15 protein-coding genes are annotated in these 13,757 nt (G+C 28.8%); 14 read left to right on the top strand and 1 reads right to left on the bottom strand.

Annotated elements, in window-relative coordinates; genetic code table 11:
- Positions 1–40: 40 nt before the first annotated feature.
- The 9 genes from AC0L4B_RS11175 to AC0L4B_RS11135 all read left to right on the top strand — a co-directional run bounded on the left by AC0L4B_RS11175 (position 41) and on the right by AC0L4B_RS11135 (position 7,481).
- Positions 41–964 carry a homoserine kinase gene (locus AC0L4B_RS11175; protein ID WP_473436978.1) on the top strand — a complete coding sequence of 308 codons (924 nt, stop codon included), beginning with the start codon at positions 41–43 and terminating at the stop codon, positions 962–964.
- Between the two features lie 48 nt (positions 965–1,012).
- Positions 1,013–2,308 (top strand): threonine synthase, encoded by a 1,296-nt coding sequence (thrC, locus tag AC0L4B_RS11170; RefSeq protein WP_473436977.1) that lies wholly within the window; start codon positions 1,013–1,015, stop codon positions 2,306–2,308.
- 15 nt (positions 2,309–2,323) lie between these two features.
- Positions 2,324–2,707 (top strand): VOC family protein, encoded by a 384-nt coding sequence (locus tag AC0L4B_RS11165; protein ID WP_473436976.1) that lies wholly within the window; start codon positions 2,324–2,326, stop codon positions 2,705–2,707.
- Between the two features lie 36 nt (positions 2,708–2,743).
- Positions 2,744–2,968, top strand: a complete 225-nt coding sequence (locus AC0L4B_RS11160; protein ID WP_473436975.1) for a hypothetical protein — start codon at positions 2,744–2,746, stop codon at positions 2,966–2,968.
- Positions 2,969–3,411: 443 nt separating this feature from the next.
- On the top strand, positions 3,412–4,404 hold the full coding sequence (locus AC0L4B_RS11155) for a hypothetical protein (RefSeq protein WP_473436974.1): 993 nt from the start codon (positions 3,412–3,414) through the stop codon (positions 4,402–4,404).
- A 121-nt stretch (positions 4,405–4,525) separates the two neighbouring features.
- A complete protein-coding gene (locus tag AC0L4B_RS11150; RefSeq protein ID WP_473436973.1) occupies positions 4,526–4,906 on the top strand; it encodes a hypothetical protein in 381 nt (126 codons plus the stop codon).
- An 809-nt stretch (positions 4,907–5,715) separates the two neighbouring features.
- Positions 5,716–6,093 carry a hypothetical protein gene (locus tag AC0L4B_RS11145; protein WP_473436972.1) on the top strand — a complete coding sequence of 126 codons (378 nt, stop codon included), beginning with the start codon at positions 5,716–5,718 and terminating at the stop codon, positions 6,091–6,093.
- A gap of 18 nt (positions 6,094–6,111) precedes the next feature.
- On the top strand, positions 6,112–6,942 hold the full coding sequence (locus AC0L4B_RS11140) for an alpha/beta hydrolase (protein ID WP_473436971.1): 831 nt from the start codon (positions 6,112–6,114) through the stop codon (positions 6,940–6,942).
- A gap of 23 nt (positions 6,943–6,965) precedes the next feature.
- Entirely contained in the window at positions 6,966–7,481 is a 516-nt protein-coding gene (locus AC0L4B_RS11135; protein WP_473436970.1) for a peptide-methionine (S)-S-oxide reductase, read from the top strand.
- A gap of 16 nt (positions 7,482–7,497) precedes the next feature.
- Here AC0L4B_RS11135 and AC0L4B_RS11130 read toward each other — a convergent pair whose 3' ends face one another.
- Positions 7,498–8,364, bottom strand: coding sequence for an EamA family transporter (locus tag AC0L4B_RS11130; RefSeq protein WP_473436969.1), 867 nt, complete (start codon positions 8,362–8,364; stop codon positions 7,498–7,500).
- 247 nt (positions 8,365–8,611) lie between these two features.
- On the opposite strand from AC0L4B_RS11130, the gene AC0L4B_RS11125 reads away from it, so the two are divergent.
- The 5 genes from AC0L4B_RS11125 to AC0L4B_RS11105 all read left to right on the top strand — a co-directional run bounded on the left by AC0L4B_RS11125 (position 8,612) and on the right by AC0L4B_RS11105 (position 13,221).
- A complete protein-coding gene (locus AC0L4B_RS11125) occupies positions 8,612–9,409 on the top strand; it encodes a DnaJ domain-containing protein (protein WP_473436968.1) in 798 nt (265 codons plus the stop codon).
- A 150-nt stretch (positions 9,410–9,559) separates the two neighbouring features.
- Positions 9,560–10,345 carry a hypothetical protein gene (locus AC0L4B_RS11120; RefSeq protein WP_473436967.1) on the top strand — a complete coding sequence of 262 codons (786 nt, stop codon included), beginning with the start codon at positions 9,560–9,562 and terminating at the stop codon, positions 10,343–10,345.
- A 49-nt stretch (positions 10,346–10,394) separates the two neighbouring features.
- Positions 10,395–11,186, top strand: coding sequence for a hypothetical protein (locus AC0L4B_RS11115; RefSeq protein WP_473436966.1), 792 nt, complete (start codon positions 10,395–10,397; stop codon positions 11,184–11,186).
- Between the two features lie 155 nt (positions 11,187–11,341).
- Positions 11,342–11,848, top strand: a complete 507-nt coding sequence (locus tag AC0L4B_RS11110) for a hypothetical protein (RefSeq protein ID WP_473436965.1) — start codon at positions 11,342–11,344, stop codon at positions 11,846–11,848.
- Between the two features lie 335 nt (positions 11,849–12,183).
- The gene (locus AC0L4B_RS11105) at positions 12,184–13,221 is read left to right on the top strand and encodes a hypothetical protein (RefSeq protein WP_473436964.1); all 1,038 of its coding nucleotides are present in this window, start codon (positions 12,184–12,186) and stop codon (positions 13,219–13,221) included.
- Positions 13,222–13,757: the final 536 nt, after the last annotated feature.

Below are 13,757 nucleotides of genomic sequence, written 5' to 3'. Positions count from 1 at the left end.
TAATTACCGCTGTAGCGGAAAAGACAAAATGTAGTTTTAAATGAACGAAATTAAAATATTCTCACCAGCAACGGTAGCCAATGTTTCGTGTGGATTTGATGTGTTAGGTTTTTGCTTAGATACCATTGGTGATGAAATGATAATAAGAAAGACTAATAAAAAAGGGATAAAAATCACTAAAATAGTTGGTGCAGACCTTCCTTTTGAAACCGATAAAAATGTAGCTAGTGTTTCGGCTTTAGCCTTATATAATGATGCAAAACCTGATTGTGGTTTTGAAATCGAAATTTATAAAAACATAAAACCAGGAAGCGGAATTGGAAGCAGCTCTGCAAGTGCGGCTGGAAGTGTTTTTGCTATAAACCATTTATTAGGTAACCCTTATAACGCTACACAATTAACAGATTTTGCAATGAAAGGTGAAGCTGTAGCTAGTGGATGTGAGCATGCAGACAATATAGCTCCTGCCCTTTTTGGTGGTTTTACTTTAGTAAAAAGCACATCACCTTTACAAGTGTTGCAATTACCAACACCTAAGGATTTGTATGTTACAATAATTCATCCGCAAATTGAAGTTAAAACCTCTGAAGCTCGTGCTATTTTACCACAAGACATTCCGTTGCAAAACGCCATTACACAATGGTCAAATGTTGGAAGTTTAGTACACGCATTACATACCAACGATTATAATTTGCTTAGCCAATCTTTAAAGGATGTGGTGGTTGAGCCATACAGAAGTCAACTAATCCCTCATTTTGATTTGGTTAAAACCGAAGTCTTAAAAGTAGGTGCTTTAGGCGCTGGTATTTCGGGTTCTGGACCTTCGATATTTGCCTTATCAAAAAGTAAAACTACTGCTGAAGCTGTTGCAAAAGCAATGACACAGGTATATGCCAATACGACTATTGCTTTTAATACTTATGTGTCCAAAATTAATACTCAAGGGATGAAAATTATTAGTTAAAACCTAACTGTTAATTTAAGAAATACAAACTAACAAAACATCAGAAAAATGAAATATTATAGTCTTAACAAAAAAGCACCTAACACAACGTTTAAAGATGCTGTAATAAAAGGATTGGCTCCAGATAAAGGTTTATATTTTCCTGAAAGTATTACACCATTACCTGCTTCATTTTTTAAAAATATTGATGCTTTAAGTTATAATGATATCGCTTTTGAGGCATTACAACAATTTGTTTCTCCTGATATTCCAAAAGACGTTTTAAAAACTATTATTGCAGAAACCTTGTCGTTTCAGTTTCCTATTGTAAAGTTAAACGATAACATTTCTACCTTAGAATTGTTTCATGGACCAACTATGGCATTTAAAGACGTTGGAGCACGTTTTATGGCACGTTGTTTAGGCTATTTTAATAAAGATAACACCAATGAAGTAACTGTTTTAGTTGCAACTTCTGGTGACACAGGAGGTGCTGTTGCTAATGGCTTTTTAGGCGTTAAAGGTGTTAATGTTGTGATTTTATATCCTTCAGGTAAGGTTAGTGACATACAAGAAAAACAACTGACTACGTTAGGTCAAAATATAAAAGCTTTAGAGGTTGATGGTGTTTTTGATGATTGCCAAGATATGGTTAAACGTGCTTTTTTAGACACTGATTTGACTAGTCAAATGCAACTAACCTCTGCCAACTCTATTAATGTTGCACGATGGTTACCGCAACTACTCTATTTTATGTTTGCTTACAAACAATTACACAAGACGCAAAAAGAGATTGTATTTTCTGTACCAAGCGGAAATTTTGGTAATGTGTGTGCTGGTATGATGGCACAACAATTAGGTCTGCCAATTAAACATTTTATTGCATCAAATAATCAAAATAATGTAGTAACTAATTACCTTAAAACCGAAGAGTATACTCCTAAACCATCTGTACAAACTATTAGTAATGCTATGGATGTTGGAAATCCAAGTAATTTTATTCGTATTCAAGAAATCTATAAAAACAATTTTAGTACACTAAAAGATAATTTATCATCTTATAGTTTTACTGACGACCAAACTAAACAGGCTTTAAAAACCATTTATGACCAGTATAACTATGTAGCAGATCCACATGGTGCAGTTGGATATTTAGGTTGTGAAGCTTATTTAAAAGATAATCCAAACGTACATTGTGTATTTTTAGAAACTGCACATCCAACCAAGTTTTTAGATGTTGTAGAAGCTGTTATTAAACAAAAACAACCTTTACCACCACAAATTGAAGCTGTTATGGATAAAACAAAAGTAGCAACTAAAATTAGTAGCTATGACGACTTAAAATCGTTTTTAATAGCCAAGTAATTTATCTATAAAATCATGTTTAATTTAACATTAAACCATATTGCATTATCTGTTAACGACGTTGATAAATCTGTTACATTTTATAAAGAAGTTTTACAACTTAGTGAAATTAAAAACACAGCATCAACTTCTAAAACCAGGTGGTTAGCATTAACAGATACTAAACAGATACATTTAATACCACGACCAGAATTAGAAGTAATCACTAACAAAGCGGTTCATTTTGCAATAGCAACAACAGATTTTGATACTCTATTAAAACATCTACAAGCGCTTGATATTCCGTTTTCAGATTGGAAAGACACACCTAACAAAGACTATGTTCGTGATGATGGTATCCAACAAATTTACTTTCAGGATCCAGATGGTTATTGGATAGAAATTAACAACGTAATTTAATTATACTTAAAATTAAAAACTATAAAAATCATTTAAATGATAAAACCAAAATTAATTATTGTATTACTACTTATTATAACCGCTTGCACATCTCAAAATGATGAGTCTGAATTGTTAGAAGTTATTACTCAATCTATGGTTCATGCAGAAGAAAAACGTTGTGTTGACAAATATGAAATAGAAAAAATAGACACTAGCATTAAAAAGTATCTTGACACTACTAATTTAGAAGTCGTAAAAAAAATAGTCTCAAAAATTTAAATTATTACCTAGATAATAAAAATACTATTATTGATCAAATTACACTTTACAGGAAACAAGAAAACGAATCATTTAAAGAAATAACTAAAACCTATACAAAAGAAGAGGAAGAATATCTTGAAGATAAAAACACCTATTTAGAACTTGTAAACGACAACCATTTAAATTACAGAGATACGGTCCAAAATGGTGTATATTTTAATCAACTTTTTAGAAATAATAATGCTTCTTTAAAAACCGTAGTTAGAAATAATGGTGCTACTGTTTTTAAATTTGGAAATCAACAAAGCATTCAGCCTTTTTATTATCTTAATTTTGACTCTGAAAAAGATTTAAAAATCTTAGCGACCTATTACCATGATGGTACAAAGGATAGTGTACCAACTCCAATCGAGTCTCATTCGTTTCCGTTAAACTCAATACCTGTTAAAGAGATGAAGCATGTGGATAGCTTAACATTAGAATTTAAAGTTAAGTATGTTTCAAAGATAGATTCAATTCAATTTAATAAAAACGAAATTGGTGTTCAAAAAGGTGGTTTTAAACTTCTTAAAATGGAGAAAAATTATTTGGAATACGAAACACCTAATGACTACTACCCATATCACAAAGGTTCCATTTTAGAAGAAAAATATTTTAATAACAATGGTGATGTACTAGACACTAAATATAGTATCAGTAATTGTTCTACTGAAACACCTGAAGAAGACTATAATGAAAGACTATCTAACAGTAAAAACATTGAGAAACACATAAAAAATGTAGACTCAAAAAAAGAAGCTTATTTGATATTAAAATACATAGCAATTAAACGCTTAAATACAGAGTATGATAAAACTAAAAAAGTAAAAGTTAACGTAGAAGGTAATATTGATGCTCTAACACTTTATCTAGAAAACACAAGGGATACAATTACTTTTGTTACAACATTAAAAAACATATCTCCTGTAAAAAACATTTATCATCATGAGTTGGAAGAACAAACACAGTTTATAGATAAAAATGGAAAAATAATCTACACAGTCCCATCACCTATTTACTTTTTATATTCGCCTAAAACAGATAGCCATTCAGAGTCTTATTTTTTTACAGATACAGACAAAGTCAAGGATAGGGAATACTATTTTATAAATCAAGACAAAACTACTGTTACAAAATTACCATACGATAGTTTAGAGTTTTTATACCCTTCTGTAATTGCAGCAGAGTTAACTACTGATAATAGAAGTTATAAATTACTGTCGGCTAAAACAAGTCAACTATTATCAGATAAAACATTTGATCGTTTTCTAGAAATGTACTACACAGGTAAAGGCATGCTGGCTTATGCCAATGATGAGGCATTTATCCTTTATGACCAAAATGAAAAATTAATAGATAGAGAGAGTGAAAACGTTACAAAAATTATTCTAAAAAAGAAGATTACTAACCTATAAATACAAGCATACTTAATCAGAAAATATAACTTTGATAAAACCAAAATAATAAAGTATTTTAGGACCGTAATTATCAAAATATATTGATAATCTTATAAAAATCAACCAATAAAATATCAAAATGAAAAAACTATTATTAATTGTAATAATATTGACTGCAAAATTGTGTTTGGCACAAAACGCAAAAAATGAAGGATGGTACATACAAGAGCTACACTATCCCGAAATTAATTTACCTGTAGATTTTAAAAATTATAGTATCAAAATCGAAGAGAATAGTGACAATATAAAATTAGATGACAATGGTAGTCAAAAAACCACATCGTTTGATAATCCAAAATTAGAAGGATTAATAAAATCTTATTTTGATTTACCAGGTTATACAAAATCTGATAATCCTGACTTTATTATTAAATTTAATAATTTAGGACTAAAACATATTGTAAGTGCTACCGAAAAAAAGCCTACGGTAAAGATGCTAAAAACACTTATACTGGTATAATTGAAATAAGATCTGAAGTCGAGGTAACTGTTAAAGACCTAAACGATAGTATCATTTTTACAAAAAAGTATTCTAGAAAAACTAAATCTGAAAGTATCGGTGTTTATAAAAATAGTAGTATAACTAACAAGACTTTAGCTACAAGATTAATTAAAAACCAATATCAAAATAATGCTCGAGATTATAGAACCTCAAAAAACATATCAGAAGCAGGATATATAATACAAGATATTTCAAAATCTTTACAAGGTTTATTTTCTAGTTACTACGAGTCAAAAAGAGTAAATCTTTTTCGAATTAAAAAAGAAGAAAAATTTGGCATCGATAATAATGCTCAAGTTGAAAAACTAATAGCTTTAAACAAGGTAGATTACTCTGAAAACTACAATCAAGAATTACACAAATTAGCTAATGAAAGTATTCAAAAATTTAATACCGAAATAGCTAAACTCAAAGACAAAGAAGATAAAAAAGAAAAGAAAATCTATTGGTCTTTACTGTCTAACTTATCTGGTGCATATTATGCTATAGGTGATTACGATAAAGCTATTGAATATGCTAAAAAAAGAATGGAAGTAGATTACAACAAAAAATGGAAATTTAATTTAGAAATTGCCGAAAAACGAAAACAAATTATCGACAAAAATAAGTCTTAAATAAAAAGTGATTTAAAACCAAAGCTACCTAAATTAGGTAGCTTTTTTATCTGTATAGTACCTACACTAAATTTATTCCACTATTTTTAAACAATAATCAATAAAACGGATTATTTAAGCATAATCCAAAAACAACAATTTACAATTATATTAATGGGAACGATAAAAATAAACAGCACAACTGGAGCTAAAATATTTATTGACAATGTAGCCAAAGGCACAATAAATAAACAAAGCAAAACATTTGAGGTCAGTAATGGTCAACATCAAATATATGCTAAAGCAGCGTGGTGCAGTAGTCAACCACTAACAGTAAATGTAACAGATCAAAAAATAACTGTTGTAACACTTAGCAGTTTTAAACATGAAAATTTATTTAAAGCCACTTTCATGCTACTAGCTGGATTACTTTTATTTACTAAAAACATGATATTTGCAATTCTTGCAGCCATAGTCTTTTTATATCCATTATACTATTTAACTTTAGGAAAAGACAAGTATTTGCAATTATCAGAAAAAACCATAACCTAATCTTGTACATTACAAGTTATGAAACAACTTACTCACCTACTTATAGTATTATGCTTTAGTAATTTTTGTTTAGGACAAAGCTTACCTAAAAAACTTAACGAAACAGATTTTACTTTAGGTAAAACAATAAATATACAATCTGAAATATTAAACGAAACCAGAACATTAAATATTTATCTACCGTTAAGCTACAATCAAGATAGCACAAAAAAATACCCTGTTATTTATTTATTAGACGGATCAAAAGACGAAGATTTTATACACATTTCTGGACTAGTACAGTTTTGTTCGTTTTCTTGGATTAATATCATTCCTGAATCTATTGTTATAGGTATTGCTAACGTAGACAGAAAAAAAGATTTTACATACCCATCAAATAATAAATTAGACCAAGAAGAATTCCCTACAACTGGTAAATCTAAAAACTTCATAACCTTTTTAGAAAAAGAATTACAGCCTTTTATTAATGCTAACTACAAAACAACTGCTACAAAAACAATCATCGGACAATCATTAGGCGGACTATTAGCCACAGAAATTTTATTCAAAAAACCAAAACTTTTTGATAATTATATCATTGTAAGTCCAAGTCTATGGTGGGATGACGAAAAACTATTAAAAAACTATCAACCTAAAACATACACAAACAACAAATCCATTTATATAGCTGGAGGAAAAGAAGGACCTGTTATGCAACGTACAGCAAAACAGTTATTTGAAAAATTATCTCTTAACAAAAAAGAAAACACAAAATTATATTATAGTTTTTTTGAAGATAAAAATCATGGAGATGCTTTACATCAAGCAGTTTATGATGCATTTGAAAAGGTCTTTAAAACTAAAAAATAACAACAAAAACAAATCATATTTAAATGTCATCAAAACAAACCATATATCTTGCAGGTGGCTGTCTTTGGGGTGTACAAGAGTTTTTAAAACACATTCCAGGGATTATTAATACACAAGCAGGCAGAGCAAATGGCACAACCAATTCTACTATAACAGATTATGATGGTTTTGCCGAATGTGTAAAAACAACTTTTGATAGTAATGTCGTTTCAGTTGAAGATTTAGTAAATTATTTATTAGAAATTATTAATCCTTATAGCATTAATAAACAAGGAAACGATGTAGGAAAAAAATACAGAACAGGTATTTACAGTAATAATAAATTACACCTATTAAAAGCAAAAAAACATATTAAGACAATTGAAGACAAACTAAATATGGAAAACAATACCTTAAAAACAATAGTAATTGAGGTGCTTCCGCTAACAAACTTTGTTTTAAGTGACGCAGAACACCAAGATAGATTAACCTTGCATCCAGAAGATTATAGTTATTGCCACATACCTTTAGACGTATTACATAAGTATAAAAACAGTTAATTTAACAAAATTAAAATTACTTCTTAGTAGCTTTTGATAAATACTCATTTAATGCAAGCGAGGCAAAAATTAGACTTCCTCCTATTATAATTTTAATAAGATTGGACTCTTTATTCCATATTACAAGGTTAACGACTAAACCCAACGGAATTAATGCATTATTCATAATTGCCAAAGCGCCTGTGTTTACTTTAACAACACCTTTATTCCAAAAATAATATCCTAAACCAGAGGCTACAGCACCTAGATATAGTAAAATTAACCATTGTAAAGCTGTAGTGGGTAACTTTTGGGACGATCCAAAAATAAAAAACGCAACTAGAGCCACTAAAAAGGCACCTATAAAAAACAATCCAAAAACGGTATGCTTTGGTTTAGATTGTAATTCTGGTGTAAATTGTAATAAATACTTGTAGGCTATTTGACCTATAGCAAAAGAAAGGTTAGCACCTTGAGTAATTAAAAAACCTAAAAAAACATGCTCGCTAATACTTGAATATTGTATATAAGCAGCACCTAACACCGCTATTAAAGCTGTAAGAAGATGTACTTTATTAAACCGTTTGCTTAAAACATCATTTAATAGAGTAATATAAATTGGTGTTAATACACTAAACAGTAACACTTCCGGAACCGTTAGAAAATTAAAAGATTGAAAATAAAAACAATACATTACACCTAATTGAACAGAACCAATTGCTATAAGTTTTAAAATTGTTTTAGCTGTGATGCCTTTTAGTTTTAAAAAAGGCAAAAACAGTATTGTAGCAATACCTATACGTACCAATACAGAAAACCATGCATCCACATATCCCGAAAGATACACACCAATTAAACTAAACGAAAAAGCCCAAATTACCGTAACGCCAAATAAATACCTCATATAGAAACAAAGTAAAACATAATTAAAACCATACACAAAAAGATTACAACTCCCTCTTTCCTCACAAAAACACAAGTAACAGAAACTTCTTGATTGTAAATCAATTAAGTATTATAATTTATTAAAATAAAATAATAACTTACAACAATATTTAAAACCAAATAATAACTATTATGTGTCATAACGGGAAATACACTCCCAAAAACAACTATATTAGTTGTTATATAACTAGTTAGCTATAATTTGAATGACCGAATATTTCAAAATACTTAATTTAGAGTATGATGCTTCTGAAAAAGAAATAAAAAAAGCTTTTCGAAGTCTATCTAAAGAATATCATCCAGACACGAACTTTGGTTCAAATCAGTATGTTGAAAAATTTCGCCAAATTAAAGAAGCTTATGAAAAACTACTGATTTTTATAAAATCAAACAGATATAAAAACTGGAGAAGTTCTAAAACAAATAAAAAACAAAAAACTGAATTTAACACAAACAATTCAAAAGACAAGTCTAGATTTAACTATTATGAATTTGTAAATGATTTTGGTTTATTTGAGGAAAACTTATTCGAAGAGCAAAATAATTTCTCACTAAAAAAACAATACTCAACCTTAGACAAAATAGATGTAGGATTTTTTTCTTATCTAATAAAAAGTTTCGAGTTTAAAAGAGAATTTGGGAAAGACTTTTTGAAAGCAAAATCAGACGGCTATTTTCTTATTATTAACATAGAAATTCAAAATATTTCGAAAGAGTTGACTAGCATCCATAATTATATGTTTAGAATTTTTGATATTGAGGGATATTTTTACGAATTCTCAAGTGAAGGTTTGTCTAAAATGGTTATGAATCAAGAAAATACAATACCCTTTTTTGGAAAAGAGCAAAATCCTAAAATAAAAAGCAATTATAAACTAATTTTTGAAGTCCCCGAAATTGATAATTATTTCCTCCAACTTTGTGGTGGGAAATACCAGTTTGACGAAAAAAACATTTGTATATGCAATGAAATTGAAACTGTGAAATTAAAAAACTATAGCTAACAAAGTATATAATCCATTGCTAGTTCTAGCCTACTTACGAATATTCCTGCGGAATATTCTATTCGGTTTTTATTTGCTAAATTAGTTGCTTACACACGCAACGTATCATATACAAACACGTTACAAACAATTTACACCAAAATTTACGCAATGAAAAAAATAAACTTACTACTTGGAATTTTAATCGGATTAACAATTTTATCTTGCTCATCAGACGATGAAAACTCTGATAATAATCCGTCAATTGAAAACACAAAACTACTAAAACAAATATCTTGGAATGATGGATATTCAGAAAAGTATTTTTATGATTCACAAAATCGCTTAATATTGACTACTCAAAATGATTTTGCTTTTGCAGACAATTCATTAAATGACTCAACTTTTGTTGATTACACGAACAATAATATTTCTAAAATATTAAAAAGAAAACAATCTGGAGCTGATATTGTAAATACAGAACATATATTCAACAACTATAATTCTAATAATGCAAGTGGTACATTTAAAATATTCACAGATAGCGGAAGTAATTATTCAGACCTAACATTTGAATATAGTTTTATTGATAATCTATTGAAATCTTACACACGATTAAATCTTGACGGAACAAAAACTTATGAGCAAATATTCAATCACAACAATAATGGAAATTTAACAGAATGGAATGAAATATGGTATTCTACAAATAACCAAATTGATAATGCTAATTATAATACAATAACTGAATGGGATTCTGGAAATAGAGTAACTGAAAAACTTTTTGCTTGGGATTCTGAATATCTACCAGGTTTTGCCATTTCTACAAATAATTGCTTAAACCTAATCGATAATAATACAACTTACAGCTATACTTTTGAATATGATAGTGATGGATATGTGACAAAATACACATTCGACAATGGTGATTTTTTCACTTTAGAATACAACGACTAAATTTTAACAAACAATTTACACCAAAATTTACGCAATGAAAAAAATAAACTTGCTACTTGGAATTTTAATCGGATTAACAATTTTATCTTGCTCATCTGATGATGGCAATACAAATAATGATAATCCGAATGAAAACAATTTAAAAAGAATAACGTCACTTCAAATAATGGAAGATGGAAACCTTGTAGGACAGTATGATTTTGAATATGAAAATGAAAGACTTGCAACAATTACAGAAGTTGGTGATGAACGAATAGTTTTTTCATATTCAGATGATAGAATTGTTTCGTCTGAAGAATTTAATTTTACGGGTTCTGAATACAACCAACTTGACGCAACAACTACTTATACATTTGAAAATGGTCTATTGATTTCAGATTTAGAAGAATTTATCGAAGGAGGTGGCAATAGGCACGAATATGAGTTTAATTCCAATGAACAGATAACTGAATACATCTTTTTTCAATGCCCATCTAATTTAAATGATTGTACAGCAGCTGGAAGTAGGATTTTTGAATATGATATGAACAACAATATTATTACAGAAACTCAAACTGATAGTAATTCTAATACTGTTTTCTCAATAGAATACAGTAGTTACGATGACAAAAACCATCCTTTTGCTGGAATAGATATAAAAGCGCGAAGACTTTTTTGGAATTACTTTCAAAGTATGAATTTTAATAATTATAGTACGTTAACAAGATTTGACTCTAACGGAACAGAAACTGGAAGTTCTTCTTTCACTTTCACGTACGATAGCGATGATTTTCCGACCGAAATGATTGAAATCAATAATACAAATAATGAACAGACTGTTTATAACTTTATTTATGAATAAAAACTGTTTGTAACAATGGCTATAAGTAATTGCTTGTTTTTACCTATTTCTGAAAATCCTATAGGATTTTCAGTTTGGTGTTTACTTGCTAAGTTAAGTGCTAAACCGTGCAACTAGTCATAGTCGAGTACGTTAGCTGTAATTGAAAAATTGAAATGGGACACCATATTGAAGCAATCATAACATCTGAAAAACCAAATAAATCTAAAATTGAAGTTTTGGATTTACCTGTATTCTCTGAAAATGGATTTAATATTATTCCTCTTGATGTTTGTCACACCACTTATTGGGGAAAAAAATGGAATGTCTTTGATGAGAATGGAGATAGCTTTGGAGGAGTTAATCTACTCTGTGTGAGGAGCATTGAACGTATAGCTAAAGAAATTGAAATTTCAAATTTTGCTCTTATCGCTACCGATTATCATGGTGGTATTGGAGAACAAGCAGCAATTGTTTACAAAGATAAACGTGAAATTCGAATTAACGGAAACTACTATTCTCATTATTCAGGAATGGATGTAATTGATATAAATTCTGCTTTGCGCAATATTGGAGTAACGAAAAGAAAAAAATCTGATGAATTTGATTCAATTAATTTATCTAATTATCGGAGTTTTGATAAGTATTTCGAAAAGTATGAATTTGCTTGTGAAGACGAATAAAAACTACAGCTAACAAAGTACTGTGGTAAAAAACAAGTAAAAACTCATTAATTTTTTAATAAAGTACTTCAGTAGTTGTTGTCATAACTTAGTAATATAAATTTACATGAACTAACAATTTAAGAATTGAACGAGTTGAAATAATAACAAAAAAAGAGTCAACCGATATCAGAAAATTAAATTAGTTGCTAATCAATAATAAAAGATTTATAAAATAAAACAACAAAATTCAAATCTATAAATTTATATTTACGACTAATACTTTATTTTTAAATTAAAAAAACTTTTAACCTATTAGAAACGTAATAAAATCACCTAAAACGATTCTATATTCATTGTTTCTAACTCTAGTTATATTTAGTTGTTCAACTGACGATACAGAAGCCCCAATAATTAGCCCTATCAACAATCCAAACAACACTGTTACAAGTGATAATTACCAGAATGGTACACTAACTTTTTCTGCTGGAGAAAACACACCATCAGATGCTACTTATAAATTATATTTATATACCGACGAAAGCCCAACAACCACATACAACTTAAGTAATACTAGTTATACTTATAGTAATCTATTAGCAAATGTCAAATACTATTGGAAAGTAGAAACTTTAGACAATACAGGAGTAGTACTTGCTACTTCTATTACTTATAATTTCATCACAGGTCTGATTTACGATGGAAATTTATCGTTAAATCAAGAACAAATAAATACTTTTAATTATACAAAAGTAACAGGGAACCTGTTAATTCATGGATTTGAAGACCAAACAATTACTAGCTTAGAAGGCTTGAGTACTCTTAATTTCATTGGAGGAAATCTTGAAATTTGGATAAATAATAATTTAGAAAGTTTAGAAGGATTAGAGTCAATTACTACAATAGAAGGAGGCCTTTCCATATTAGAAAACCAAGCATTAACAAGCTTAATAGGCTTAGAAGGAATTACTTCTATCGGAGGGACTTTGACTCTTGTTGATAATAACGCTTTAGTAAGTTTTGATGGCTTAAATAACCTTACTACTGTAGGTGTGGATTTTCGTGTTCATTGGAATGATGCATTAACAAGTTTTGATGATTTAGACAATATAACTTTAATAGGAAGAAATCTTCTAATTTGGGATAATGATAATTTAATTAACCTAAACGGTTTAGAGACACTAACCACTTTGGGTGGTAATCTTTATATTGGGAGGAATACAAACTCAAGTGCTTCTGGCATTGGTAATAATATTTTATACAACCTATGTGGGGTTAGCCAATTAATTACCAATGGTCAGATAACAATTGATGAATACTTTGTAGGAACGAATGCCTATAACCCTACTTATACCGAAATACAAAATACTGGTAGTGGTGGTTGCGAATTTTAACTTAACTAATAATTCCAGCTCAAAACTTAAAGATAATTGTAATATAAAGTGTAACTAATTTTGAAAATATTTAACTACAAATATGTTAAAAAAAGTCCGAAAGAACATCAACTAAAAAATGTTACATTAAATAATTTTAAATCAGTTTAATTGACATACAATTTAAGGATTATTATAAACCGATTCAATTATTATTTGACAAATATTTGAATATTGAAATAGTAAAAAAACAATTAAATACTAACTAATGTTTAGCTAAAATAGTTATACAAAAATCATCATAAATTAGTCATGATTTTGCTATTGCAAAAGCTTGTTTTAATAGTATATTACACAGTACTACATCATGACTAATATCAGTATATTCATCTCATTTGTATTTTCTATATGGGAAGTCATGATGTTCTTCACTGTTCAAAATACTATTTTGAAAAAATATTATAGTGTGACAAAAAGAAATCACTATTAAGAAAATATAATTACTGAAGACGTAAACGGAATAACTAAAGACGTCTTTTATCTCGATCAAACCTTTG

This window comes from Olleya sp. NP1-10, assembly GCF_055804415.1.
The sequence above is the reverse complement of the archived record's forward strand: the minus strand, read 5'-3'. Positions and strand labels throughout refer to the sequence as shown.